The sequence below is a fragment of the Sinorhizobium sp. BJ1 genome, from assembly GCF_002531555.1.
GTDB lineage: Bacteria > Pseudomonadota > Alphaproteobacteria > Rhizobiales > Rhizobiaceae > Sinorhizobium > Sinorhizobium fredii_B.
Genome location: NZ_NWTH01000003.1, coordinates 206,703 through 231,372, shown reverse-complemented (window position 1 = coordinate 231,372; position 24,670 = coordinate 206,703). Strand labels below are relative to the sequence as shown.

Annotated in this window: 21 protein-coding genes and 1 pseudogene; 16 read left to right on the top strand and 6 right to left on the bottom strand. The window is 62.3% G+C overall.

What is annotated here, in order from left to right:
* Positions 1-103: 103 nt before the first annotated feature.
* The 7 genes and pseudogenes from CO676_RS04435 (at position 104) to era (ending at position 6,338) form a co-directional block, all read left to right on the top strand.
* Complete coding sequence (locus CO676_RS04435) at positions 104-2,329, top strand: bifunctional (p)ppGpp synthetase/guanosine-3',5'-bis(diphosphate) 3'-pyrophosphohydrolase (RefSeq protein WP_014761576.1); 2,226 nt, start codon at positions 104-106, stop codon at positions 2,327-2,329.
* A 158-nt stretch (positions 2,330-2,487) separates the two neighbouring features.
* Positions 2,488-2,640 (top strand): DUF3563 family protein, encoded by a 153-nt coding sequence (locus CO676_RS04430; RefSeq protein WP_014761577.1) that lies wholly within the window; start codon positions 2,488-2,490, stop codon positions 2,638-2,640.
* Positions 2,641-2,801: 161 nt separating this feature from the next.
* Positions 2,802-3,420 (top strand): annotated as a pseudogene (locus tag CO676_RS04425) (DUF2062 domain-containing protein).
* Complete coding sequence (gene acpS / locus CO676_RS04420; RefSeq protein WP_014761579.1) at positions 3,417-3,836, top strand: holo-ACP synthase; 420 nt, start codon at positions 3,417-3,419, stop codon at positions 3,834-3,836. The pseudogene CO676_RS04425 and the gene acpS overlap by 4 nt, the downstream one beginning before the upstream one ends.
* A gap of 104 nt (positions 3,837-3,940) precedes the next feature.
* Positions 3,941-4,684 carry a signal peptidase I gene (gene lepB / locus CO676_RS04415; protein ID WP_041414939.1) on the top strand — a complete coding sequence of 248 codons (744 nt, stop codon included), beginning with the start codon at positions 3,941-3,943 and terminating at the stop codon, positions 4,682-4,684.
* A complete protein-coding gene (rnc, locus tag CO676_RS04410; RefSeq protein WP_086018037.1) occupies positions 4,684-5,400 on the top strand; it encodes a ribonuclease III in 717 nt (238 codons plus the stop codon). Before lepB ends, rnc begins: the two co-directional genes overlap by 1 nt.
* An 8-nt stretch (positions 5,401-5,408) precedes the next feature.
* Positions 5,409-6,338 (top strand): GTPase Era, encoded by a 930-nt coding sequence (gene era / locus CO676_RS04405; RefSeq protein WP_014761582.1) that lies wholly within the window; start codon positions 5,409-5,411, stop codon positions 6,336-6,338.
* 3 nt (positions 6,339-6,341) lie between these two features.
* Here the strand turns inward: era and CO676_RS04400 are convergent, their stop codons facing one another.
* Positions 6,342-7,340 carry a glycerophosphodiester phosphodiesterase family protein gene (locus tag CO676_RS04400; protein ID WP_097519760.1) on the bottom strand — a complete coding sequence of 333 codons (999 nt, stop codon included), beginning with the start codon at positions 7,338-7,340 and terminating at the stop codon, positions 6,342-6,344.
* 182 nt (positions 7,341-7,522) lie between these two features.
* Here CO676_RS04400 and CO676_RS04395 point away from each other — a divergent pair, with 182 nt between their 5' ends.
* From CO676_RS04395 to CO676_RS04380, 4 genes are all read left to right on the top strand, one after another.
* Positions 7,523-8,521, top strand: coding sequence for a glutathione S-transferase C-terminal domain-containing protein (locus CO676_RS04395; RefSeq protein WP_097519759.1), 999 nt, complete (start codon positions 7,523-7,525; stop codon positions 8,519-8,521).
* Between the two features lie 359 nt (positions 8,522-8,880).
* Positions 8,881-10,137, top strand: a complete 1,257-nt coding sequence (locus tag CO676_RS04390) for a cyclopropane-fatty-acyl-phospholipid synthase family protein (protein WP_097519942.1) — start codon at positions 8,881-8,883, stop codon at positions 10,135-10,137.
* 113 nt (positions 10,138-10,250) lie between these two features.
* The gene (locus CO676_RS04385) at positions 10,251-12,557 is read left to right on the top strand and encodes a Tex family protein (protein ID WP_097519758.1); all 2,307 of its coding nucleotides are present in this window, start codon (positions 10,251-10,253) and stop codon (positions 12,555-12,557) included.
* A 167-nt stretch (positions 12,558-12,724) separates the two neighbouring features.
* Positions 12,725-13,039: a hypothetical protein gene (locus CO676_RS04380; RefSeq protein ID WP_014761587.1), complete on the top strand. Its 315-nt coding sequence runs from the start codon at positions 12,725-12,727 to the stop codon at positions 13,037-13,039.
* Positions 13,040-13,197: 158 nt separating this feature from the next.
* Here CO676_RS04380 and rkpK read toward each other — a convergent pair whose 3' ends face one another.
* From rkpK to CO676_RS04365, 3 genes are all read right to left on the bottom strand, one after another.
* On the bottom strand, positions 13,198-14,511 hold the full coding sequence (gene rkpK / locus CO676_RS04375; protein WP_014761588.1) for a UDP-glucose 6-dehydrogenase: 1,314 nt from the start codon (positions 14,509-14,511) through the stop codon (positions 13,198-13,200).
* Between the two features lie 129 nt (positions 14,512-14,640).
* Positions 14,641-15,666: an NAD-dependent epimerase gene (locus CO676_RS04370; protein WP_014761589.1), complete on the bottom strand. Its 1,026-nt coding sequence runs from the start codon at positions 15,664-15,666 to the stop codon at positions 14,641-14,643.
* Positions 15,667-15,737: 71 nt separating this feature from the next.
* Positions 15,738-16,070 carry a metalloregulator ArsR/SmtB family transcription factor gene (locus CO676_RS04365; protein WP_014761590.1) on the bottom strand — a complete coding sequence of 111 codons (333 nt, stop codon included), beginning with the start codon at positions 16,068-16,070 and terminating at the stop codon, positions 15,738-15,740.
* A gap of 51 nt (positions 16,071-16,121) precedes the next feature.
* On the opposite strand from CO676_RS04365, the gene CO676_RS04360 reads away from it, so the two are divergent.
* Both CO676_RS04360 and CO676_RS04355 read left to right on the top strand, forming a co-directional pair.
* Entirely contained in the window at positions 16,122-16,604 is a 483-nt protein-coding gene (locus CO676_RS04360; RefSeq protein ID WP_014761591.1) for an SRPBCC domain-containing protein, read from the top strand.
* Between the two features lie 12 nt (positions 16,605-16,616).
* Positions 16,617-16,979, top strand: a complete 363-nt coding sequence (locus tag CO676_RS04355; protein WP_097519757.1) for a hypothetical protein — start codon at positions 16,617-16,619, stop codon at positions 16,977-16,979.
* A gap of 101 nt (positions 16,980-17,080) precedes the next feature.
* Here CO676_RS04355 and CO676_RS04350 read toward each other — a convergent pair whose 3' ends face one another.
* Positions 17,081-17,815, bottom strand: a complete 735-nt coding sequence (locus CO676_RS04350; RefSeq protein ID WP_179875403.1) for a L,D-transpeptidase — start codon at positions 17,813-17,815, stop codon at positions 17,081-17,083.
* Positions 17,816-18,132: 317 nt separating this feature from the next.
* Between CO676_RS04350 and recO the strand changes: the two genes are divergently transcribed.
* Entirely contained in the window at positions 18,133-18,870 is a 738-nt protein-coding gene (gene recO / locus CO676_RS04345) for a DNA repair protein RecO (RefSeq protein ID WP_179875402.1), read from the top strand.
* A 52-nt stretch (positions 18,871-18,922) separates the two neighbouring features.
* On the opposite strand, the gene CO676_RS04340 is transcribed toward recO, so the two are convergent.
* Positions 18,923-20,926, bottom strand: a complete 2,004-nt coding sequence (locus CO676_RS04340; protein WP_014761595.1) for a PhoX family phosphatase — start codon at positions 20,924-20,926, stop codon at positions 18,923-18,925.
* A 252-nt stretch (positions 20,927-21,178) separates the two neighbouring features.
* Between CO676_RS04340 and CO676_RS04335 the strand changes: the two genes are divergently transcribed.
* Positions 21,179-24,001 (top strand): DUF2339 domain-containing protein, encoded by a 2,823-nt coding sequence (locus CO676_RS04335; protein WP_097519756.1) that lies wholly within the window; start codon positions 21,179-21,181, stop codon positions 23,999-24,001.
* Positions 23,998-24,654 (top strand): HD domain-containing protein, encoded by a 657-nt coding sequence (locus tag CO676_RS04330; protein WP_097519755.1) that lies wholly within the window; start codon positions 23,998-24,000, stop codon positions 24,652-24,654. The genes CO676_RS04335 and CO676_RS04330 overlap by 4 nt, the downstream gene beginning before the upstream one ends.
* The last annotated feature ends 16 nt before the right edge of the window (positions 24,655-24,670 follow it).

The following is a 24,670-nucleotide window of genomic DNA, read 5'->3' as shown; positions in this document are numbered from 1 at the left end:
GATCCGTTCGCGAACAGCCGTTCCAAACGTGTTTCGAAGCAGTGCGCCACTCATATGATTGGCGCACTTTTTGTTTGTCTGACTGTCATGGAGCTGCCTGCGGATGATGCGCCAATACGAGCTCGTTGAGCGCGTGCAGAAATACAAGCCCGACGTGAACGAGGCCTTGCTCAACAAGGCCTATGTCTATGCCATGCAGAAGCACGGTCAGCAGAAGCGGGCAAGCGGCGATCCGTACATTTCCCATCCGCTGGAAGTGGCGGCGATCCTCACGGAAATGCACCTCGACGAATCGACGATCGCCGTAGCGCTGCTGCATGACACGATCGAGGACACGACGGCGACGCGGCAGGAGATCGACGAACTCTTCGGCGAGGATATCGGGGCGCTGGTCGAAGGCCTGACGAAGATCAAGAAGCTCGACCTCGTCACCAAGAAGGCCAAGCAGGCTGAAAATCTGCGCAAGCTGCTCTTGGCGATTTCGGATGACGTTCGCGTGCTGCTGGTGAAGCTCGCGGACCGGCTGCACAACATGCGCACCCTCGACCATATGTCGGCGGAAAAACGCGCGCGCATCTCCGAGGAGACGATGGACATCTATGCGCCGCTCGCCGGGCGCATGGGCATGCAGGATATGCGCGAGGAACTCGAGAACCTCGCTTTCCGCCACATCAATCCTGAGGCCTACGAAACCGTCACCAGGAGGCTCGAAGAGCTGTCCCAGCGCAACGAGGGCTTGATTAAGAAGATCGAGGAGGAATTGAGCGAGCTGCTGCAGGCCGAAGGTTTGAGGAATGCGCAGGTAAAGGGGCGTCAGAAGAGGCCCTATTCCGTCTTCCGCAAGATGCAGTCCAAATCGCTGTCCTTCGAGCAACTGTCGGACGTCTGGGGCTTCCGCATCATCGTCGACGACATTTCCTCGTGCTACCGGGCGCTCGGCATCGTGCACACCCGCTGGCGCGTCGTTCCGGGCCGCTTCAAGGACTATGTTTCGACGCCGAAGCAGAACGACTATCAGTCGATCCACACGACGATCATCGGTCCGTCGCGCCAGCGCATCGAACTGCAGATCCGCACCAGGCGCATGCATGAGATCGCCGAATACGGCATCGCGGCTCATGCGCTCTACAAGGATCGGGATGCCGTTACGGGCGACCTGACACGGTCTCCGACGTCGAACGCCTACGCCTGGCTGCGGCGTACCATCGAATCGCTTGCCGAAGGCGACAATCCCGAGGAATTCCTGGAACACACCAAGCTCGAGCTCTTTCAGGACCAGGTCTTCTGCTTCACGCCCAAAGGCCAATTGATCGCGCTGCCGCGAGGCGCCACGCCGATCGATTTCGCGTATGCGGTGCACACCAATATCGGCGACACATGCGTGGGCGCCAAGATCAACGGCCGCATCATGCCGCTGGTCACCCGCCTCAACAATGGCGACGAGGTCGAGATCATCCGCTCGGGCATCCAGGTGCCGCCACCCGCCTGGGAGGAGATCGTCGTCACCGGCAAGGCGCGCGCGGCAATCCGCCGCGCCACCCGCGCCGCCATCCGCAAGCAATATGCGGGTCTTGGCTACCGCATCCTGGAGCGCACCTTCGAACGGGCCGGCAAGACCTTCTCGCGCGAGGGGCTGAAGCCGGTGCTGCACCGGCTCGGCCAGAAGGAGGTCGAGGATGCTATCGCTGCCGTCGGCCGCGGCGAGCTCTCCTCGCTCGACGTGCTGCGTGCCGTCTTCCCCGATCACCAGGACGAACGCGTGACCGTCAAGCCGAGCGCCGACGATGGCTGGTTCAATATGCGCAGCGCCGCCGGCATGATCTTCAAGCTGCCGGGGCGTTCGAAGGAGACAGCCGCGGCTGGGCAGGTCGAGGGACCCGAAGCGCTGCCGATCCGCGGCCTTTCCGGCAATGCCGAGGTGCATTTCAGCCCGGCCGGGGCCGTTCCCGGCGACCGCATCGTCGGCATCATGGATCGGGACAAGGGCATCACCATCTATCCCATCCAGTCGCCGATCCTGCAGAAATTCGACGAGGAGCCGGAGCGCTGGATCGACGTTCGTTGGGACCTCGACGAGGCCAACAACAACCGCTTCATGGCGCGAATCGCCGTGAGTGCGCTGAATGAGCCGGGCACGCTGGCCGAGATCTCTCAGGCGATCGCCACGAGCGACGTCAATATCCGCTCGCTTTCCATGGGGCGGGTCGCCGCCGATTTCAGCGAGTTGCAGTTCGACCTGGAGGTTTGGGACCTGCGGCAGCTCAACCACCTGATGACCCAGCTCAAGGAATTGCCTAGCATTTCGCTGGTCAAGCGGCTCTTCGAATAGCCTCTCGCAGAGGTGAGGCCTGCTCGCCATGCCTCTTTCTTGGGCAGCGGGATTGGCACGCATGCGCGAAACGCATGGCTGCCGGTTGACCATGACGCTGGTAGAACACCGATCGCTAAACTACTCTTCGGATCGGGAGGTAAACGAAGAGGTTTGCCATGTTCAAGCAGTTGAAGAAAATCACCCGTGCCCTGCACGGCCCCACCACCGAAGAGCGCGAGACCGCCTATCTGAACGGCTCGGTCGACCGCATCGACCTCGAGTACCGCCAGCGTCAGATCGACCGCGGCCTGTTCCGCAAGAACTTTTGATCCTCAGGTCCGCGCCCGGTAGCGGTTTTTGGATCGCGGGAACCTGGGTTCCGGAGCGGACGATGCAAGAAGGCTGTCTCGAGCTGTGCGTTTGATGAATGGCTCGGATGCTTGTCCCGCCCGTTTGCGGCTCAACCTTGCGCCTGGCGGGTCTGGCGCCTATCTTGCGCCCATCAGAAGGCGGGCGGGCTGTCTTGCGCGGTTTCAAGGTGCGACGACGACAGAATGTTATTTAGGCGCAGAGAACCGGTCACGATCTCCGAAAGGCTTCGCGTGTTCTTCTGGCCGCGCAAGGGCTTCTCGCGCGGTCCGCGCTACATCGCCCTGCGCATTCTTCGCCTGAATTCCTCGCCGCATTCGATCGCCGTCGGTGTGGCAGCGGGCGCGGCTGCTGCCTGCACGCCGCTCTTCGGCTTGCACATCGTCCTTGCGGTCATTCTCGCGTGGCTCTTCTCCGGGAATCTGGTGGCCGCAGTCATTACCACTGCGCTCGCCAATCCGATCACCATTCCCGTGATCCTGACGGCATCCTACGAGATCGGCATCGCTCTCATCGGGCCGCAGTCCGGTCCGAGCGTCGGCTCGGCGGAGATCGGCCAATTGATCGAGCATATGCAGCTTGCCGAGCTTTGGGGGCCCGTCGTCAAGCCGACGCTTGTTGGTTCGTTGGCCCTTGCTCTTGTCGGCGCTTCGATCTTCTACCCGCTCGCCTTCCAGACCGCCCGGATTTTCCAGGTGCGGCGGCGGGAGCGCCTGCAGAAAGCCGGATACCCATCATGATCATCGGTATCGGAAGCGATCTCATCGATATCCGCCGCGTCGAAAACTCGCTCGAACGTTTCGGCGAGCGCTTCGTCAATCGTTGTTTCACCGACATCGAGATCGCCAAATCGGATGCGCGCAAGAACCGCGCGGCTTCCTATGCCAAGCGCTTCGCCGCCAAGGAGGCCTGTTCGAAGGCGCTGGGTACGGGGCTGGCCCAGGGCGTCTTCTGGAAGGACATGGGCGTCGTCAACATGCCGGGCGGAAAGCCGACGATGCAACTGACCGGCGGTGCGGCGGCCCGGCTCCAGGAGATGCTGCCTGTCGGACATCGCGCCGCCATTCATCTGACGATCACCGACGACTTCCCGCTCGCACAAGCTTTCGTGATTATCGAGGCGCTGCCGGTTGCCCCCGCCGAGGGAACGGTTTAGAGCACTGCCGGGACAGTGCCGGCTCCGACGGTCGCTTGAAGCGAACTCATCCGGTGAACATATAGATGCGGTTGCGCGGGCAGGATGACAAGGAAGAACTGAGCGTGGAAGAAAAGACAGAAACGCACCAGAGCGCCCTCTGGGAAAATGTAAAGGTCATTATTCAGGCGCTGCTCTTGGCTTTGGTCATCCGCACCGTTTTCTTCCAGCCCTTCACGATTCCATCCGGCTCGATGATGCCGACGCTCCTCGTCGGCGACTATATCTTCGTCAACAAGTTCGCCTACGGCTATTCGAAATACTCGCTGCCCTTCTCGCCGGACCTTTTCAGCGGACGGATCTTCTCGAGCGAGCCGAAGCGCGGCGATATCGTCGTCTTCCGCTTTCCGCCCAATCCGGACATCGACTATATCAAGCGCGTCGTTGGCCTGCCAGGCGATCGCATTCAGGTCAGAAACGGCGTCCTCCACGTCAACGACAAGCCGGTCGATCGGGTCCCTGACGGGACTTTCCGTGCCGATGACAAATATGACACCGGCGGCGACGTACCGGTCTATCGCGAGACGATGGACACGGGGGTCGCCTACGACACCCTCGACCAGTTCGCCGACTCGAGCGGTGACAACACGCGCGAATTCCTGGTGCCGGAAGGCCATTATTTCATGATGGGCGACAACAGGGACAATTCCTCGGACAGCCGCTTTGACGTCGGCTTTGTACCGGCGGAAAACCTGGTCGGTCGCGCCAGCATGATCTTCTTCTCGCTCGGCAACGGCACATCCTTCCTGAAGATCTGGGAGTGGCCGGCGAATCTGCGTTACGACCGGCTGTTCAAGGTCGTCGAATGATGAAGGGGCGGTCGCTGAACGCGGAGGATCGGGCCAGGCTCGAGACCGCGATCGGTTATCAGTTCGTAGAGAAGGAGCGCCTCGACCGGGCGCTGACGCATTCCAGCGCCCGCAATGCCAGAGCGAGCAACTATCAGCGTCTTGAGTTCCTCGGCGACCGCGTGCTCGGCCTTTGCGTCGCCGAACTTCTGTTCCAGACCTTTCTCGACGCCAATGAGGGAGAGCTGTCGGTTCGCTTGAACCAACTTGTCAGCGCCGAGAGCTGTGCCAATGTTGCCGATGAGCTGTCGCTGCACGAATTCATTCGCACCGGCTCGGACGTGAAGAAGATCACCGGCAAGCACATGATGAATGTGCGTGCCGATGTGGTAGAGTCGCTGATCGCCGCGATCTATCTCGATGGTGGACTGGAGGCGGCACGTCGCTTCGTGCTGCGGCACTGGACCGATCGCGCCGCGAGCGCCGACGGTGCCCGCCGTGACGCCAAGACGGAATTGCAGGAATGGGCGCACGCCAAGTTCGGCGTCGCGCCCCGATACAGGACGGACGATCGCTCCGGTCCCGACCATGATCCGCGCTTCACGGTGACCGTAGAGGTCGACGGGATTACGTCGGAATCCGGGACCGATCGATCGAAGCGCGGAGCCGAGCAGATCGCCGCCATGCGATTGCTGGAACGCGAAGGTGTTTGGCAGAAACGGTCTGCCGGAAATTGACGGAAGCCATGACGGACAAACAACAGAACACGGGCGCCGACACCACGGCGACCCGCTCGGGCTTCGTGGCGCTGATCGGCGCGACGAATGCAGGCAAATCGACTTTGGTGAACCACCTGGTCGGCGCCAAAGTATCGATCGTGAGCCACAAGGTGCAGACGACGCGGGCGATCGTCCGCGGCATCGCCATCCATGATAAAACCCAGATCGTGTTCATGGACACGCCCGGTATCTTCAAGCCGCGCCGCCGGCTGGATCGGGCCATGGTGACGACGGCCTGGGGTGGTGCAAAGGACGCCGACCTGATCATGCTGCTGATCGACAGCGAGCGGGGATTGAAAGGGGATGCCGAAAAGATCCTCGAAGGCCTGAAGGACGTTCACCAACCGAAGATCCTGGTGCTCAACAAGATCGATCGGGTTCGCCCGGAGGACCTGCTGAAGCTCGCGGCCGTCGCCAACGAAGCCGTTCCGTTCGAGCGCACCTTCATGATTTCGGCGCTCACCGGCTCCGGCTGCGGCGATCTCATGGACTATCTTGCCGCGGCACTGCCGGACGGGCCGTGGTACTATCCGGAGGACCAGATCTCCGATCTGCCGATGCGCCAGCTCGCAGCCGAGATCACCCGCGAGAAGCTGTTCCTGCGCCTGCATCAGGAGCTTCCCTATGCCTCGCACGTCGAGACGGAGAAATGGGAAGAGCGCAAGGACGGTTCCGTTCGCATCGAGCAGGTGATCTATGTCGAGCGCGACAGCCAGAAGAAGATTGCGCTCGGCAAGGGAGGGGAGGCGATCAAGGCGATATCGACCGCAGCCCGGAAGGAGATCTCCGAGATCCTGGAGCAGCCCGTGCACCTCTTCCTGTTCGTCAAGGTGCGCGAGAACTGGGGCGACGATCCGGAGCGCTTCCGCGAAATGGGACTCGATTTTCCAAAATAACCGCTATTTTTGGTCGTTCGAGGCGGCGAGCCTCCTGTTCAGGAGCGGTCCGATCGTCTCGGCCCGATTGGTCCAGACGTAGCCGGGAAAATTCTCCGGAACGAGTGCGAGCTCATCGGCGCTGTCGATGCCGGAGGTGAAATCGCCGCCGCGATGGGGACCGAGCAGGATGATCTCGCTTCCGGCGGCCTGCATCCGGGCGGCAAATCTATTCGGCCACCCCCACAGAAAAGGCGCGTAGTTGGCGGGCACGACGATCAGCGTATCGCGGCAGGCATCCGGCACGATTCCGGTCCAGCCATAAGCGGCATAGCGGCCAAGGCAGGCCATGGTGGATTGCCGGTCGTAGCCCCTCAGCCCGCCGACAAGCCGCAGGGCCTCTTGCGTCGGCGTTCTGCCTCCATAAACCCCGAAGACCAATTTGCGCCACTCCGGGTGAATGCGCAGCATGACGGCGAGAGTCGCACCTTCCTCCCGCCGCTCACTTTTGAAGTTGATCAGGAAGCGACCGTGCGGCAGGGCCGTGAACACCTCCCTGAGTGTCGGCATCTGGCCTTCCCCAAGGCCGCGGAAGGGAAAAGTCTTGCCGCCATCGGCCGTGTACCCGTAGCCGATGTCGAGCGTCTTCAGCTTCGACATTGGCGTCGCCTCCGTGACACCCGCTCCATTGGTGCGGCAGTCGAGCGTCCAATCGTGGAAAACGGCGAACTGGCGATCCGGAGTCAGGTGGATATCCAGTTCGATCACCTCGGCGCCGCTGTCGAGCGCAGCGCGCATCGACGCGATCGTGTTCTCGAGATAGGCATGCCGCGGCGGTTCGATGCGCTGCGCAGTGCAGGTATCATTGCCAAGCCCGTCCAGGCTGTAGACCTGGTGGATGCCGCGATGGGCGAGGACCTTCGCCGCGCCGGCGGGCGGGGTCACCAGGTAGGACGTGTTGAGGAGCCAGACGATGGCGACGATGATGACCGCGACGATGGCTATGACGGCGAGTTTCCTCATCGTAAGTCCTCCTCTCGCACCACGCTTTGCTCGGCATCGCGGCGATCCCGGACGTTTGCTGCCACGCTCCCTGTTATGCGGATTGCGAACAAACTGTCACCTCCGCGCGCGATTGACCGGTAGCAGGCCCTATGGGAGGTAGGCGACCGTGCCGTCCAATGCAATGCCGCAGGAGAACTTAGGTGCCGCAACTCGTCCAGGGAAAATGGGTCAAGGATGATGTCGCCGCAAGCGAAATGAAGGACGGTGCGTTCCATCGCGAGCCGACCCGCTTCCGTGATTGGATCACCGTCGAAGGACGACCCGGGCCGGACGGACAGCCGGCGGTCGCGGCGGAAGCGGGACGTTACCGCTTGTTCGTCTCCTATCTCTGCCCCTGGGCTTCTCGGACGATCGCGATGCGCAACCTCAAGGGACTCGGAGGTATCATCGGGCTCACGGTGGCAAATCCCGTGCTCGGAGAGGATGGATGGACCTACGACACGTCTGCGGACGCAGGCACCCGCGTCGGCCGTATCCGCTACCATCACCAGCTCTACACGGCGAGCGATCCGACCTATACCGGCAAGGTCTCCGTGCCGGTGCTCTGGGATATGAAGGAGGGGCGCATCGTCAACAACGAGTCGGCCGATATCCTTCGCATCCTCAACACGGCCTTCGACCATTTGTCCGGCAACCGCCTCGATTTCTACCCGGCGACCCTCCGGGCCGCCATCGATCGCTGGAACGAGCCGGTCTACGCGCGAGTGAACAATGGCGTCTACCGAGCCGGATTTGCAAAGACCCAGGCCGCCTATGACGAGGCTGTCGCGGCCCTTTTCGGTATGCTTGACGAACTCGAGCGGCATCTCGATGTGAACCGATATCTCGCCGGGGAATATCTGAGCGAGGCGGACATCCGCCTGTTCGTAACCCTGGTCCGTTTCGATGTCGCCTATCATGGCGTCTTCAAATGCAATATTCGCCGGATCGAGGATTATCCCAGCCTCTCCAACTATCTGCGCGAGCTCTACCAATGGCGGGGCATACGTGAGACTGTCCGGATCGACGATATCAAGCTTGGATATTACGGGATTCGGCACGTCAATCCCACTGGCATCGTGCCGGCGGGCCCCCTGATCGATTTCGATCGCCCGCATGATCGCTCGCGCCTTCCTGGTCTCGGCATAGTTGGCGCCTGAGCGCGGCCGCGCTGCCGACCGGAGGCCGCACGTCTTCCCCATGTACTAAGGAAACAAATCCTTGAGGGGCCACAAAGCAGCCCATTGAATAACCGCCGAACGCCGCTAAGTTAATGGAAGTTCTGATGGATAGGAGCCTGAAGAGGCTGGCCTGACGACATCCCGGTTGAGCCCCGCGCCTCGTGCACGGCGCCGGCCCGCCGGAGGCCGTGAGGGCTTGCCCGAACCGGTTTCTCGCTACTTCTGGACACACCGGCGCTGTTTCCAAGGCGCGCGTCTTTCCAGAAGCCGACCAAACCGCCCGCGCTTCATACTGAAGAACCAATATGGTCCGTGTAGGTCTGGCGCTGAGGTTGGAAATGAATGCAGCATTGTTGAAGTTGCTTCGCCGTCTTGTCCAGAAGGGAACTCTGACGGTCGTTTTTTCATCGGGAGAAAAAGTTGTTCTGGGTGATGGAACGGGAAAGCCCGCCGCCATCCGCATAACGGACGCCGAGGCGGAAAGGGCGATACTATACGATCCCGGCCTGAAATTCGGCGAAATGTACATGGATGGCCGCGTCTTGGTTGAAGAGGGGGATATCTTCGACGTCCTGGCCATCATCAAGAGCAACGGTGTGGAAAACGCGGCGACCTTCGCCAATTCCTTCGTTGCTTTTTGGCATGTGCTGCGCCAGCAGCTGAAAAGTCGGCTGCCGGTCAACCGCAACCGCTACAATGTCGCGCATCATTACGATCTCGACGGCAAGCTCTTCAATCTCTTCCTCGACGAGGACTGGCAATATTCCTGCGCCTATTTCCATCCGCCGGGCATCTCGCTGGACGAGGCGCAGCGCGCCAAGAAGCGCCATATAGCGGCGAAGCTGCTGCTCGAGCCCGGTCAGCAGGTCCTGGAAGTCGGTTCCGGCTGGGGCGGCATGGCGATGTACCTTGCCGAAGCGACCGGAGTCGAAGTCACCGGCATCACATTGAGCGAGGAGCAACTGAAGGTTTCGCGCGAACGCGCCGCCAGGCGCGGGCTTTCCGATCGCGTGCGGTTCGAATTGCAGGATTACCGCACCATGGAGGGACAGCAGTTCGACCGGATCGTCTCCGTCGGCATGTTCGAACATGTGGGCATCGGCAATTACGGCAATTTCTTCCGCAAGATCAAGGAATTGCTGAGACCCGACGGCGTCATGTTGCTTCATTCGATCGGTCAGGTCTACAAACCCTGGGCGACCAATCCATGGATCGAGAAATACATCTTCCCGGGCGGCTACATCCCGGCACTTTCCGAGGTCTTGCCGCCGGCCGAGAGCACGCGCCTGCTCGTCAAGGACATCGAGATTTTGCCGATGCATTATGCCTGGACGCTCCGGGCCTGGCGCGAGCGTTTCGTGGCCCGGCGCGAGGAAGCGGTGAAACTCTATGACGAGCGCTTCTTCCGGATGTGGGAGTTCTATCTCGCCGCTTCCGAGACCGCCTTCCTCTACGACAAGCACTTCGTCTTCCAGCTGCAGCTCTCGCCATCGCTGGAGACGGTCCCGGTTTCGCGCGATTACATCGAAGCGAAGGAGCGCGAATTGCTGGAATTCGAGAAGACCCGGTCGCGCCTGGAACTCGTCGCGGTGTAGTGGCGTCAAGACCTGCGTTTCTGTGGAGTGCGGGCGACTGATTGGCCGCCTTCACTTGGCCTCGTTCGCCCGGACCATTATGGTCCGGCTGGAAACAACGGACGGAACGCAGAATGGTCATGACCGCAAAGCCCATCGCCGCCATCATCGCAAGCGAGATCAAGGCAACCGTGGCGCAGGTCGGCGCCGCTGTCGAACTTCTCGACGCCGGAGCGACGGTGCCTTTCATCGCCCGCTACCGCAAGGAGGTCACCGGCGGTCTTGACGACACGCAATTGCGGACCCTCTCGGAGCGGCTCACCTATCTGCGCGAGCTCGAGGCGCGGCGGGCATCGATTCTGGAGTCGATCCGCGGCCAAGACAAGCTCACCGACGAGTTGGAAGGCAAGATCGCCGCCGCCGTTACCAAGGCGGAACTCGAAGACATTTACCTGCCTTACAAGCCCAAGCGGCGGACGAAGGCGGAAATTGCCCGCGAACGGGGTCTCGGACCGCTCGCCGAGGCGATTATTGCCGATCGGTCGATTGCGCCCGCTGAACGGGCGACGTCCTTCCTCTCCGCCGACGTGCCGGACGTGAAGGCCGCACTCGACGGCGCCCGCGATATCATCGCCGAAGGCATGACCGAGAACGCCGACCTCCTGGGACGCCTACGCAGTTATATGCGCGACGCGGCATTGCTGAGAGCAAAGGTCGTCGACGGCAAGCAGGAGGCCGGGGCGAAGTTCTCGGATTATTTCGATCACTCGGAGCGCTGGGCAACGGCGCCGGGTCACCGTGCGCTGGCGATGCTGCGCGGCTGGAACGAGGAGATCCTGTCGGTCGATATCGTCGTCGACCAGGACGCGGCATCTCAACAAAAGCCGGTCGAACGCATGATCGCCGCCGCATACGAGGTCGGTGGTCATCTGCCCGGGGACAAATGGCTGCTGGACGTGATCGGCTGGACCTGGCGTGTCAAGCTTTCCCTGTCGCTTTCGCTCGATCTGATGCGCGAGTTGCGCGAGCGGGCCGAGGAGGAAGCAATCCGCGTCTTTGCACGCAACCTCAAGGACCTATTGCTTGCGGCCCCCGCCGGCTCGCGTGCGACCATGGGTCTCGATCCCGGCATCCGAACCGGCGTCAAGGTCGCGGTTATCGACGGCACCGGCAAACTGCTCGATACCACGACGGTTTACCCGTTTCCTCCGAAGACCGACATTCGCGGCACGCAGGCGGAACTCGCATCGCTCGTCCGCAAACACAAGGTCGAACTGATTGCCATCGGTAACGGCACGGGCAGCCGCGAAACCGAGAAGCTGGTCGCCGATATGCTCGCGCAGATGCCGGCGCCGAAGCCTACCAAGGTGATCGTTTCCGAGGCAGGTGCCTCCGTCTACTCCGCTTCCGAAGCGGCGGCTGCGGAATTTCCGAATCTCGACGTATCGCTGCGCGGTGCCGTGTCCATCGCCCGGAGGCTCCAGGATCCGCTCGCCGAGCTCGTCAAGATCGAACCGAAGTCGATCGGCGTCGGCCAATACCAGCACGACGTCGACCAGTCGCATCTCAGCCGCTCCCTGGATGCGGTCGTCGAGGACGCGGTGAACGCTGTCGGTGTCGATCTCAACACCGCATCGGCATCGCTGCTGGCGCGTGTTTCCGGCCTGGGCAAGTCATCAGCGGAAGCGATCGTGGCGCACCGCGATGCGACGGGCGCGTTCGCAAACCGGCAGCAACTCCTCAAGGTGCCGCGCCTCGGCGCCCGCACCTTCGAGCAATGCGCCGGCTTCCTGCGGATTACGGGCGGCTCCGAGCCGCTCGACGCCTCGGCCGTGCACCCGGAGGCCTATGGAGTAGCGAAGAAGATCGTGGCCGCCTGCGGCCGGGATGTGCGCTCCCTGATGGGAGACAGTGGGGCTCTGAAAGCACTCGATCCGCGCGCTTTCGTCGACGAACGTTTCGGTCTGCCGACGGTGAAGGACATCCTTTCCGAACTGGAGAAGCCGGGCCGCGATCCGCGCCCGAGCTTCAAGACGGCCACGTTTGCTGAGGGCGTCGACGACATCAAGGACCTGAAGATCGGGATGCAGCTCGAAGGGACCGTGACCAATGTCGCGGCCTTCGGCGCCTTCGTCGATATCGGCGTGCACCAGGACGGACTCGTACACGTCTCCCAACTTGCTGATCGTTTCGTCAAGGACCCGCACGAGGTCGTGAAAGCCGGCGACGTGGTGCGGGTTCGCGTCACCGAGATCGATGTCGCGCGTAAACGCATCGGTTTGAGTATGCGCAAGGATGGCGGTGCCGAAACCGGGAGAGAGGCGAGAGGGCCATCGCCGAACGGTGGCAACCGCAACGCAGCCGCGCGTCCGCAGAAATCGCCGCCGCCGGGTCAGGGCGCATTCGGTGCGGCGCTGTTGGAGGCGATAAAGAAAAAATAGGCCGGAGCGTGGAACGGCGCGGCATCAAGGATCGTTACGTGCTCATCGGCTAGTGGCGCGATGGGCTCTCGTGGCTGGATGCCGACCATAGGAATGCCGGACTGCGGCGGAACAGGTCAGCGGAAAACCCTCTTCCGCCGGGTATCCCGGCGAAAAGGAGGTGCATCGTGGTAGGCCATGCAATCCGCGTCCTTCCGCAAGCCGTCCTCTTGGCGGCGGCGGTAACCGCATATCCCCAGACAGCAGGCGCGCAGGGTGTCGTGAATTGCGCCGACCGCTCGCAGGTGATCGAGTTCCTCGCTCGGCAATACGCCGAGAAGCAAGCTGCCGTAGGAATGGTCAACCAGCAGGCGGTGATGGAACTCTATGCCGCCGACAGTGGCAGTTGGACCTTGGTGATAACCGATGTGTCAGGCCGAAGCTGCGTGATTCTGGCCGGCAAGAGCTGGGAGACGATCATTCCCGTCGGCCCCAAAGCCTAAGCACCGGATAGGTTCCGGCGGCGTACCTTGTTCACTCCATGACGCGAGGGCGCACTCGCCAGCGTGCGAAATCCCGAGCCCACCACCGTTTCAGCTCCAGATCTCAAGAACGGGAGCAGGATAGGAATGTCCTGCTCCCGCCAGTCTTTTTTCGCTGATCAGTCCGGCCGGCCAACGCTGGCATAGGTGAAGCCGTGGCGGGCGATCTCGTCCTTGCGGTAGATGTTGCGCAGGTCGACGAGCAACGGGGCGCTCATCGTGTGTTTCAGCCGCTTGAAGTCCAGCGCCCGAAATTCGTTCCATTCGGTGACGATTACCAGTGCGTCGGCTTCCGCCGCCGCATCATAGGGATCGGTCGCATAGTCCAGGCCATCGATGACCTTGCGCGCGTTCTCCATCCCTTCCGGATCGTAGCCCGTGACCCGGGCACCCGCATCCTGCAGCGTCTGGACGATAGCGATCGCCGGGCTGTCGCGCATGTCGTCGGTGTTCGGCTTGAAAGTGAGGCCGAGCACGGCGATCTTGCGGCCGCGCACGTCGCCGCCGACCGCGGCGATCACCTTGCGGCCCATTGCTCGCTTGCGATTGTCGTTGACGGCGACGGTGGTTTCGACCAGCCGCACCGGACTGTCGTGATCCTGCGCGGTCTTGACCAGTGCCAGGGTGTCCTTGGGGAAGCACGAGCCGCCGTAACCCGGACCGGCATGCAGGAACTTGGCGCCGATACGCCCGTCGAGCCCGATGCCGCGAGCGACATCCTGGACGTTTGCGCCGACTCTTTCGCAAAGGTCGGCCATCTCGTTGATGAAGGTGATCTTCATCGCCAGGAAGGCATTGCCCGCATATTTGATCAGTTCGGACGTGCGGCGTGAGGTGAAGACGAGCGGGGACTGGTTCAGATACAGGGGCCGATAGACTTCCGTCATCACGTCGCGTGCACGCTGATCGTTGTCCGCAAGGCCGATGACGATGCGATCGGGCCGCTTGAAGTCATCGATCGCGGCACCCTCGCGCAGGAACTCCGGATTGGAGACGACGGCAAAGTCGGCATCCGGATTGGTTTCGCGGATGATGCGTTCGACCTCGTCGCCGGTACCGACCGGAACGGTCGACTTGGTGACGACGACGGTAAAGCCATTGAGATTGGCAGCGATCTCGCGTGCGGCGGCATGGACATAGGAGAGGTCCGCGTGCCCGTCACCGCGGCGCGACGGCGTACCGACGGCGATGAAGATGACATCGCTGCCGGATACGGCGGGCGCGAGATCCGTGGTGAAGTGCAGCCGCCCTGCAGCGACGTTGCTGGCGACGAGATGGTCGAGACCCGGTTCGAAAATCGGGATCTCACCCTTCTTGAGCGCCTCGATCTTGCCCTCGTCCTTGTCGAGGCAGACGACGTCGTGACCGAAATCCGCGAAGCAAACGCCGGAAACGAGGCCGACGTAGCCGGCGCCAATCATCGTAATCTTCATCCGTTCTTCCTTTGTTGGTGGTCCTTAAGCCTTGGGAGCTACTCATCCATTGATAGGCAAATAGGACCGTTTTTCGACCTGCAAATGACAGGGGCATTTACCCGATGCGACGAATCGCCCGGTTCTGCCTCAGGCAGGGCTCTTCGCAGGGCGATAATATTGCTCGTACCATTCCACGAAACGGGCGACGCCTTCCTCGACGGGCATGGTCGGCTTGAAGCCGGTCAGCGCCTCGAGCAGGTCCGGTGACGCGTAGGTGCGCGGCACGTCGCCCATCTGCATCGGCAGCATGTTGCGCACTGCCGGCCGACCAACGGCCCTCTCGACGGTTTCGACGAAGGTCATCAATTCAACCGGCTGGCCGCCGCCGACATTGACGACGCGGAAAGGCGCCTGTCGGGAAAGCGTGTCCTGCGCCAGATCCGGGCCGACGCGATTGGCTTCGGATGGCGCCACGTGGGAAAGCCGCAGAATGCCTTCGACCAGATCGTCGATATAGGTGAAGTCGCGGCTCATCCGGCCTTCGCCATAGACATCGATCGGCCGGCCGTTGAGGATGGCATCGACGAATTTGAAGAGCGCCATGTCGGGCCTTCCCCAAGGACCATAGACGGTGAAGAACCGGAAGGCGGTGGTCGGTACCTTGTAGAGATGGGCGTAGCTGTGGGCCATCAACTCCATCGACTTCTTCGTCGCGGCATAGAGCGTCATCGGCTCGTCGGTCCGATCCGCCTCGGCAAACGGTATCTTCTCGTTGGCGCCGTAAATCGACGACGTCGATGCCAGCATAAGATGCTTCGGGCCGATCGTCCTGGCAAGCTCGAGGATATTCCAGGAGCCCATAAGGTTCGCGTCCACATAGGCCTTCGGGTTTTCAAGGCTGTAACGAACGCCCGCCTGCGCGGCGAGGTGGATGATGACCTCCGGCTCTGCAAGCTCGGCAGCGCGGTCGAGAGCGGCGCGATCCTCGAGCATCGCGGTGACCGCCTTGAAACCGTTGGAACGCTCGAGGATTGCGTGGCGGCGTTCCTTGAGCTTCACGTCGTAATAGGGCGTCATGCCGTCGAAGCCGACCACGAAATGACCATCGTCGATCAGCCGCTTGGCGACGTGAAAGCCGATGAAACCTGCGGTGCCGGTGATGAGGTAACGCACGGAAACTATCCCAGTTTTCTTGAACTTGATCGTTCATACGAAGAAAGCCGGGCAATGGAAAGACGAAACCGTCACTCCTGTGCACCGTCGAGTTGCTGTTGCAAGGCCGTGAGCACCGATATCGCATGGCCGGAATACTGGCTGATCCAGCGGTCGTGAATGGCTTGGATCGGCAGGGCGTTCAGGTGGTTCCATCGTTCCCGCCCTTCGCGCCTGACAAGAACGAGACTTGCCTCTTCCAACACCTTCAAGTGCTGCATCACCGTGCAGCGGTCGAGATCGGAAAATCGCTCGCACAACATGCCGGTCGTCCGGGGCGCCTCCTTCAGCGCATCGAGAATCTGCCTGCGCAGGCCATTGGCCAACGCCTTGAAAATCGCATCGTCGGTCGAATCAATTGACATGTTATATTTTTATAACATATTATATCCGGACGCAATTGGAAGGAGGACGTCATGGCTTTCGAATTTCGGGTGAATGGGCGAATTGCCCGGCGCGTCGAGGAGGTCTTCGACGCGGTCGTCAATCCGGACAAGCTCAGCCGCTACTTCGTGACGCTCGGCGGCATCAGCGGCCCGTTGGTCGCCGGCGCCACCGTGACCTGGTGGGGCGAGGTCCCGGTTCAGGTGGAGGTCGTCGAACCCCATGAGCGGATCGTCTTCCGCTGGGACGCTATGGTTGCGAAGGAAGAGGCGCCATACCAGACGCGGGTGGAGATGCGCTTCCAGCCGCTCGAGGACGGCGCCACCATGGTGACCATTGCCGAAAGCGGCTGGCGCGAGAACGAGCAGGGGCAGAAGAGCTCCTACCTCAACTGCGAGGGCTGGTCGCAGATGCTCGCCTGCATGAAGGCTTGGGTCGAATACGGCATCAACCTCAGGGAGGGCTATTACGTGAGCGAACTCTCCGGCAAGCCGGCACTCGAGCCGCAAACATAGGAGGAGCGAGCGATGTCAGTGGATATAAAGGGCGGCATCAACATCGCCATGAAGGTACCGAGCCATCAATACAGAGCCGTGGTGGCCTTCTACCGCGATGTCGTCGGCCTGCCGCCATTCGACGAGAAGCAGCCCGCCAAGGGCTTCATCCTCGGTCCGAACCGCCTTTGGATCGATGAAATGGCGCATCTGAGTCAGGCGGAGGTCTGGTTGGAGCTGTTCACCGACGATCACGAAAGGGCGTTGAGCCATCTCACCGCAAACGGAGCGGTGCGCTGCGACGCGGTAGAGGATCTGGGCGAGGGCTTTCGCGGCGGCTGGGTGATGAACCCCGCCAATATCGTGCACCTCGTGCGCACGCCGGACGCCTGGTGACCTACAGCGCCGCGCGTCTTTTCAGACGCACAAAGGTCGCGGTAGGAATCGCTGCATGTTTTTATCCTTAAATAGGTGTCCGACTTAAGGATGCATGGACGTCAGAACGCCAGCGGCGCGTCCTCGGCGGGCGTCTCGATCGGGGCATCAACTGGCGGCATTGCCGCGTCCATCGGCGATTGCGCCTGGATCACGACGACCCGGGTGCCTTCCGGCACACGGTTGTAGAGATCGATCACGTCCGGGTTGAACATGCGGATGCAGCCGCTCGAAACGGCGCTGCCGATCGACCAGGCCTCGGTCGTGCCGTGAATGCGGAACAGCGTGTCCTTGCCGTCCTGGTAGAGATAGAGGGCACGCGGTCCGAGCGGATTGGTCGGACCCGGGTCTATTCCGCCGGCGAGCGGGCCATAGCGTTCCGGCTCGCGGGCGACCATGTCCGATGTGGGAATCCAGCGGGGCCATTGCGCTTTGCGGCCGATGCGTGCCTCGCCGGCGAATTCCAGCCCTGCCTTGCCGACGCCGATGCCGTAGCGCAGCGCCATGCCGCCACCCTGCACGAGATAGAGATATCGGTTCGGCGTGTCGATGACGACCGTGCCGGGAGGCTCGTAGGTGACGTAGGGCACCTGCTGACGCAAGAAGCGCGGATCGACCTTGCTGATGTCGGTCGCAGGCAGCGGGAACGCCTCGTCCGGTTGCGGTCCGTACATCGCCGTGAAATAGGGATCCGGCCCCCGCGGCCGGGGCGGCTGCGCGGTATTCGTCGCGCAGCCCGCCAGCGCGGCTAGAACAAGAAAGAACGTGAGAAGCTGGGTGAGGCGGAACACACACATACTCCAAACAATCTGATGATTGCCACTCCGAGATCGGCAGTCGGCTTCGACTTGTGGGTGAAGCTTCGCTGCGATTCGCCTGGATATTGACAGAATTCTACTGCATGTTTCCTTAAATCGTAGCCGATTTAAGGATAAAAAACATGCAGCAATTCAAAGTGCTACGGCGACCTTTGAAAAGACGCACGGCGCTGTAGTGCGGCGAACACGGTGCGGAAAGGGCGACAGGTGGTGGAACTAGGGCGCCCGCTGTGGCGACCTGTTGGACGCGCCATCTTCACTTGCTCCCGCTTCCGCCCCGGGTGTATGCCTTTGCCATGCAATGGAGCGATCAGGCCATTATTCTCGGCATCCGGCGGCACGGCGAAAGCTCTGTCGTCGCCGAGGTCATGACGTCCGCGCACGGGCGCCATCTGGGACTCGTGCGCTCCGGCCGGTCGCGGACGATGCAGCCGGTGCTGCAGCCGGGCAATTCGGTGGAAGTGACCTGGCGGGCGCGGCTCGACGAACATCTCGGCGAGTTTCGCATCGAGCCGCTGCAGTTGCGGGCGGCGAGGCTGATGGAGGCGGCAACCTCGGTCTACGGTATCCAGGCGCTCGGCGCCCTGTTGAGGCTGTTGCCGGAGCGCGATCCGCATCCGCATCTCTACGAAGCGCTCGCCGTCATCGTCGACCACCTGCAGGACCCGGCCGATGCCGGCGAATTGTTTGTGCGCTTTGAACTGGCGATCCTGAACGATCTCGGTTTCGGCCTCGACCTTTCGGAATGCGCGGCGACCGGCAGCCGGGCCGAACTCGTCTACGTTTCGCCGAAAACCGGCCGCGCAGTCAGCCGCGCGGCGGGGGCACCCTATGCCGAGCGCATGCTTGCCCTTCCGGATTTCCTGTCCGGAGCACACAGCGCGGCCGATCACGAGAGCCTCGCCGCAGCCTTCCGCCTCACGGCCTATTTCCTCAACCGGCACGTCTACGAACCGCGCGGCGTCGACGTTTCCTCCGCCCGCGACGGTTTCGTGCATGCGACGCTCAAGGCGCTGAAACCCTCGGCGGCATAAAAAAGGCGCCGCATATCTCATGCGGCGCCTGCAATCAGCGAGAAACCCCGCCTTAGCCGATCTTGCCACCGCCCTGCTTGGTCACTGCGACCACGGCCGGGCGAACCGGCATGTCGTCGCGGAAGTCCGGCCAGCGCGTTGCCGGCTTCTCGTAAGTGGCGAGGCCGGCATCTCCGGGATGCTGCACGGCAAGGAAGAAGGTGTCGCTCGTCGGGTTGAAACTCGGTCCGCACATTTCGGCGCCGACCGGAACCCGGAAGAACAGCTTCGACGTGCCGCGGGCCTCACCTTCCGTATCGATCGCCCAGACACCGTCGGTGCGACCCGTCTCCTTTTCGTTGTTGCCGTCGGTCGATACCCACAGGCGGCCGTCCGCATCGATGGCGCAATTGTCCGGCATGCCGAACCAGCCGTTCTTCGTCGTCGCCGTCGAGAACGAGGCACCGACGTCGGCAACGCTCGGATCGCCGCATTTCAGCAGAACATCCCACTTGGACTTCGTCGATGCGAAATCGCCGTCGGTTTCGGTGATCTCGACGATGTGGCCGAAGGCGTTCTTGGCGCGCGGATTGGCGGCGTCGATCTCGTCCTCCTTGCGCTTGGTATTGTTGGTCAGCATGACATAGACCTTGCCGGTCTTGGCATTCGGCTGGATGTCTTCCGGCCGGTCCATCTTGGTCGCGCCGAGCGCATCGGCGGCAAGCCGGGTATTGATCAGCACGTCGGCCTGCGAGGCAAAGCCGTTCTCGGCCGTCAGCGGGCCTTCGCCGTGGACGACCGGCATCCAGGTGACGGTGCCGTCCTCGTCGAATTTCGCCACGTAGAGCGTGCCGTCGTCGAAGAGGTCCAAGTTGGCGGCGCGGTCGTTCGGGTTGTAGGTTCCCTTGGTGACGAACTTGTAGACATAGTCGTAACGCTCGTCGTCGCCGCTGTAGAGGACGACCCGGCCGTCCTTGTTTACGATCGATTCGCAGCCCTCATGCTTGAAGCGTCCGACGGCGGTGCGCTTCTTCGGCACGGAGGTCGGGTCCATCGGGTCGACTTCGACGACCCAGCCGAAACGGTTCGCCTCGTTCGGGTCCTTCGATACGTCGAAGCGATCGTAGAATTTCGACCATTCATATTGGCCGCCCGGTGCTCCGAGGCGCTTCAGCTGCTTGAATTCCGGATGATCCTCGGCGAGTTCGCCGCCGAAATAGCCGTTGAAGTTTTCCTCGGCCATCATGTAGGTGCCCCAGGCGGTAACGCCGCCGGCGCAATTGTTGATGGTGCCGAAGACCTTCTTGCCGGTCGGATCGGCGGCGGTCTTTACGCGGTCATGGCCGGCCACCGGACCGGAAAGCTGCATCTCGGTGTTGACCGTGATGCGGCGGTTGTACTTGCCGTCGAGAACCGGCTGCCATTTGCCGTCCACCTTGCGGATCTCGATGACCGTGCCGCCATGGGCGGCCATTTCGATGTCGACCAGTTCCTTGGTGTATTCGCCGAGAACGACCTTGTCTTCCTCCTTGCCGTCCTCCGTCACTTTTTCGACGCGCGCGAAGTTGGGGAACATGATCTCGGCATTCGTGTATTCGTGGTTGACGACCAGCAGGCCGTGGTCCGGACTGCCGTCGAGCGGGATGAAGCCGACATAATCGTTGTTGTAGCCGAACTGGCGGTTCTGCGCTTCGGCCGTCTGCTTGAGCGGATCGAATTCCGGGCTGTCGGCGAAGATCTTGTCGCCCCAGCGCAGCAGGATGTCGGCGTCGTATCCTTCGGCGACGTGATGCGTCTCGTCGACGCCGGCCTCGATCTCCTTGAAGCCGAAGCGCGAGGCGCTGCCGCTGGCCCGTGCTTCGTCGGCCGAGAGCAGCGCAAGCGGGCTGACCGTCGTGGAAATGGCCGCCACCGCGAGCGATCCGCCAAGGAACGACCGGCGCGAGAAGCGGCGATTGATGATGTCGCCCATGGTCGGATTGGTGGAACAGTTCTGGCCGATGTCCTCCTGTTCCTCCCTGCGTTCCGTCAGCGTCCTGAATTCGGTTTCTTCCGTCGAGCCGAGATGCTTGTCCATGTCATTCTCCCCTTTGAGGACGATAGAGGCGCCGTTGGTGGCCGGCGTCCATCGTCGCTCTATCAGCTAGCTCATGACAGTTCTGCGACAGTTCGATGAAGAGATTACGGCTCCTCTGCCCGTTAGGAATACTTATCCCTCCGCCAAAGACCTGTGGTTGCGAGGACGAGGGTATTCAAGCGGGATGTCTCCGCTGGTATTCCGGGGTAACTTGTGCGAATCGTTCACTGTCGTCGTGGTGTCGGGGGACCCATGCTTGAGCTTATCGCCCTTGTTGCCTTTGCCGTGGCACTGGCCGCCTTCCTCGGCGGCCGCAGGACCGCAGGCCGGCTCGACGCCGAAATCGAGAGCCTCAAGGCGGAGATCGCCCGGCTCGCTCAACAAGGCCCTGCAGAGGTAGTGCCGGAACTTGCGGCCTCCGAGCGCAAGGAGGCTGAGGTTCCGACCGTGCCCGAGGTCGGGGAACAGGCGGTCCAGGGGCCGTGGTCGCAGGCACGCGAGGGGGCCTGTATCTTCGGCAGCACCCCGGCGGGCACAGAGGGCGCCGGGATGGAGGCAAGCAGTACGCCTGCCGACGTCGCGCCTGTTGCCGCGCGGCCCGCGGAGAGCCTTGAGAGCCGGATCGGCGGGCGCTGGCCGGTCTGGGTCGGCGGGCTTGCGCTGGCGCTCGGCGGCTTTTTCCTGGTGCAGTATTCGATCGATGCTGGGCTTTTGAGCCCGGTGGTCCGCCTGTCGCTGGCAGTGGTGTTCGGTCTGGTGCTCGGCGTCGCCGGCGAAGTGATCCGGCGTCGGGCGGTGCCGACGATTGCCGATCGGTTCCACAATGCGATGATTCCGGGGGTCTTGACCGCAGCCGGCGCCGTCACGCTGTTCGGGGTCGTTTATGCCGCCTACGGCATCTATGGGTTCATCGGCACGACAATGGCCTTCGTGCTGCTGGCCATGATTTCGCTGGCGACGGTCGCCCTGTCGCTGCTGCACGGTCAGGCGCTCGCCGGACTGGGCCTTCTCGCTTCGCTTCTGACGCCCCTGTTCGTCTCGACCGACAACCCGAGCCCCTGGGTGCTGTTCAACTTCCTTGCGATCGCGTGGTTTGCGACGATTTCCGCTTCGCGTGTTCGCCGATGGACAGTGGTGCCGACATTGTCGAATGTGGGAGTGGGCCTCTGGGGTCTCGCCTATCTCGTCGGTTCAACGATACCGTTCCAGGCAATGCCGGTGATGGTGTGCCTGCTGGTGATGATTGCCGGCACGGCCCTGATCTGGCCAGGCAGCTTGCGGCGCGAAGCCGTCGCAGTGGAGATGGGCCAAAGCGCACCAACCGTAGCCGGGCATTGGGAAAGACTGTTCACGCCGCCCCATGCAGCGATCTCGATCTCGGCGGCGATCGTGGCCACAATGCTCTCGCTCCTGTTCATCAGTCCAGCGCTCGAGGCTGCGCGCTTCCCGATCGCCGAGTTCGTGATCGTCATCGCGGCCCTTGCCGCCCACGGTGCCTTGAGGCAAACGGCCGCTTACCCCGCGCTGCTTGCGGCCTTCGGCGCCATCGCCGGCACGTGGACCCTGACCGCGCTTAGCGGCATATTCGCCTATCTCGACCCGACGCTGGCGACGCCGGAGATTGTCGTTCCCGGCCGGACGGCCATGCTGACGGCGATGATCCTGGCGGCACTTTTCCTCCTGCTTGCGTCGGCCGTGCTTTCGCGGCTCGCCGAACAGCGACATTTTGCGATTCTTTGGGCCGGCATCGCTGCCGTCGTGCCGGGCACCCTCATCGGCATGTCGTTCCTGATGACGGGTAATTTGGCCTTTGACCTGCCGCATGGGCTTGCCGCCTTTGCGGGCGGACTGTTCCTCCTTGCCCTCGTCGAGTGGCTCTCCCGCCGCTACGCCGAAACGGCGGAAGTCGATCTTGCCGCCGGTCTTCTGGCGCTGGGCTCCTTCGGCCTCGTGGTCATCGGCCTGCATGCTTGGACGGACGGGCTGGTCACGACACTTGCTATCGCGCTTCTCGGCACGGGGTACACTTTTGCAACGCGTGTCCGCTCCTGGCCGGTTCTGCCTTGGGTGACAGTCGCTTCCGCCATCGTCGTCCTGGCGCGGATTGCCTGGGAGCCAACAATCGTCGGCCCCGGCAGTCTGGGGACAACGCCGGTCTTCAATGCGCTTCTGCCGGGTTACGGCATTCCGGCATTGCTGCTCGTCTTCTGCGCCTATTTCCTTCGTGCTTCACCGGATCCCCGCGTACGCAACCTGCTGCAGGCGCTCGCAAGCCTGTTCGTGCTCCTGACGCTCGCGATTCTCGTTCGCCATGCGATGAACGGCGGAGTGCTCGACAGTTCCGTTCCAACGCTCGGCGAGCATGCGATCTATACGCTGCTTGCCATCGGCGCCTCCGGCATCTTCATGACGCTCGACGGGAGATCGCCAAGCCCGGTGTTCCGCTATGGCGGCATGGTCCTCGGCGTGCTCTCGATGCTGTCGGTGCTCTCGGCACATCTCGTGGGGCTGAATCCTTATTTCAGCGGCGAGTTGCTCGGCAGCATTCCTTTCTTCGACCTGCTCTTCATCGGCTATCTGCTGCCCACCATTGGCTATGGAGGCCTCGCCTGGTATGCGCGCGGCAGGCGCCCGCAGGCCTATGTCATGGCGCTTGCGGTGAGCGGCGCGGTGCTTGCCTTCGGCTGGGCGACTTTGAGCGTGCGCCGCTTCTGGCAGGGGGAAAGCGTTGCCGACTGGAAAGGCTTCCTGCAAGGAGAGACCTACACCTATTCGGTGGTCTGGCTGGTGCTCGGCGTTCTGCTCCTCGTGGCGGGCTCGCGCTTCAACGCAAAGAGCATCCGCATCGCCTCGGCCGTTCTGGTCTTCATTGCCGTGCTCAAGGTCTTTCTCGTCGATATGTCGAATCTCGAGGGCTTCCTGCGGGCACTCTCCTTCATCGGCCTCGGCGGCGTGCTGATCGGCATCGGGCTTTTCTACCAAAAGATACTCTCGAGCAGCGGGAACGGTTCGGTTGATCCGCCCGGATCGATCGCGACTGCGGCAGAGCCAAAACAGGGAGCGAGCCAAGCATGACGCGCCTTCACGAACTGGCCGCCGCCTTCGCGCCGCATGACGAGCTTGCCGGCCAGCTTCTGCCGCATGCATTCTCCGGCGACGATGGCTCCCATGACGCCGCCCACCTCATCCGCGTCTGGAAGAACACGGCGCGCATACAGGCGGAGGAGGGCGGCGACAGCCGCCAGCTCGCGGCCGCCGTCCTGCTGCACGATTGCGTCGCCGTCGAGAAGAATTCGCCGTCGCGGGCAGGCGCATCGCGGCTGGCCGCCGAAAAGGCATGGCAGATTCTGGACGGCTTGCGCTGGCGTACGCTGGAAATTTCTGCTGTTGCCCATGCCATTCTGACCCACAGCTTCTCGGCCAACATGGCGCCCGAGACGCTTGAAGCGAAGATCCTGCAGGACGCGGATCGGCTCGATGCCATTGGCATGGTCGGCGCCGCGCGCTGTTTCTACATTGCCGGTCGTATGGGAAGCGGCCTCTATGACCCGCTCGATCCCTTGGCCGAGGACAGGCCGCTCGACGACAAGGCCTTTGCGATCGACCACTTCGAAACGAAGCTCTTCCGTCTCGTCGACGGATTCCAGACTGCTGCAGGGCGTCGCCTGGCGCTGGAGCGACAAACGCGGCTGCGCGGCGTGCTTGCCATGCTGCTCGATGAAATCTAACTGTTTCAGCATGTTG

Bases quoted from the DNA above. Each gene is read 5' to 3' on its own strand.
- CO676_RS04335 (WP_097519756.1), top strand. From the start codon at position 21,179: ATGCTTGAGCTTATCGCCCTTGTTGCCTTTGCCGTGGCACTGGCCGCC.
- CO676_RS04355 (WP_097519757.1), top strand. From the start codon at position 16,617: ATGTCAGTGGATATAAAGGGCGGCATCAACATCGCCATGAAGGTACCG.
- recO (WP_179875402.1), top strand. From the start codon at position 18,133: ATGCAATGGAGCGATCAGGCCATTATTCTCGGCATCCGGCGGCACGGC.
- CO676_RS04390 (WP_097519942.1), top strand. From the start codon at position 8,881: ATGAATGCAGCATTGTTGAAGTTGCTTCGCCGTCTTGTCCAGAAGGGA.
- CO676_RS04350 (WP_179875403.1), bottom strand. From the start codon at position 17,815: ATGTGTGTGTTCCGCCTCACCCAGCTTCTCACGTTCTTTCTTGTTCTA.
- CO676_RS04435 (WP_014761576.1), top strand. From the start codon at position 104: ATGATGCGCCAATACGAGCTCGTTGAGCGCGTGCAGAAATACAAGCCC.
- CO676_RS04430 (WP_014761577.1), top strand. From the start codon at position 2,488: ATGTTCAAGCAGTTGAAGAAAATCACCCGTGCCCTGCACGGCCCCACC.
- CO676_RS04360 (WP_014761591.1), top strand. From the start codon at position 16,122: ATGGCTTTCGAATTTCGGGTGAATGGGCGAATTGCCCGGCGCGTCGAG.
- CO676_RS04365 (WP_014761590.1), bottom strand. From the start codon at position 16,070: ATGTCAATTGATTCGACCGACGATGCGATTTTCAAGGCGTTGGCCAAT.
- rnc (WP_086018037.1), top strand. From the start codon at position 4,684: ATGAAGGGGCGGTCGCTGAACGCGGAGGATCGGGCCAGGCTCGAGACC.
- CO676_RS04330 (WP_097519755.1), top strand. From the start codon at position 23,998: ATGACGCGCCTTCACGAACTGGCCGCCGCCTTCGCGCCGCATGACGAG.
- CO676_RS04385 (WP_097519758.1), top strand. From the start codon at position 10,251: ATGGTCATGACCGCAAAGCCCATCGCCGCCATCATCGCAAGCGAGATC.
- rkpK (WP_014761588.1), bottom strand. From the start codon at position 14,511: ATGAAGATTACGATGATTGGCGCCGGCTACGTCGGCCTCGTTTCCGGC.
- acpS (WP_014761579.1), top strand. From the start codon at position 3,417: ATGATCATCGGTATCGGAAGCGATCTCATCGATATCCGCCGCGTCGAA.
- CO676_RS04400 (WP_097519760.1), bottom strand. From the start codon at position 7,340: ATGAGGAAACTCGCCGTCATAGCCATCGTCGCGGTCATCATCGTCGCC.
- era (WP_014761582.1), top strand. From the start codon at position 5,409: ATGACGGACAAACAACAGAACACGGGCGCCGACACCACGGCGACCCGC.
- CO676_RS04340 (WP_014761595.1), bottom strand. From the start codon at position 20,926: ATGGACAAGCATCTCGGCTCGACGGAAGAAACCGAATTCAGGACGCTG.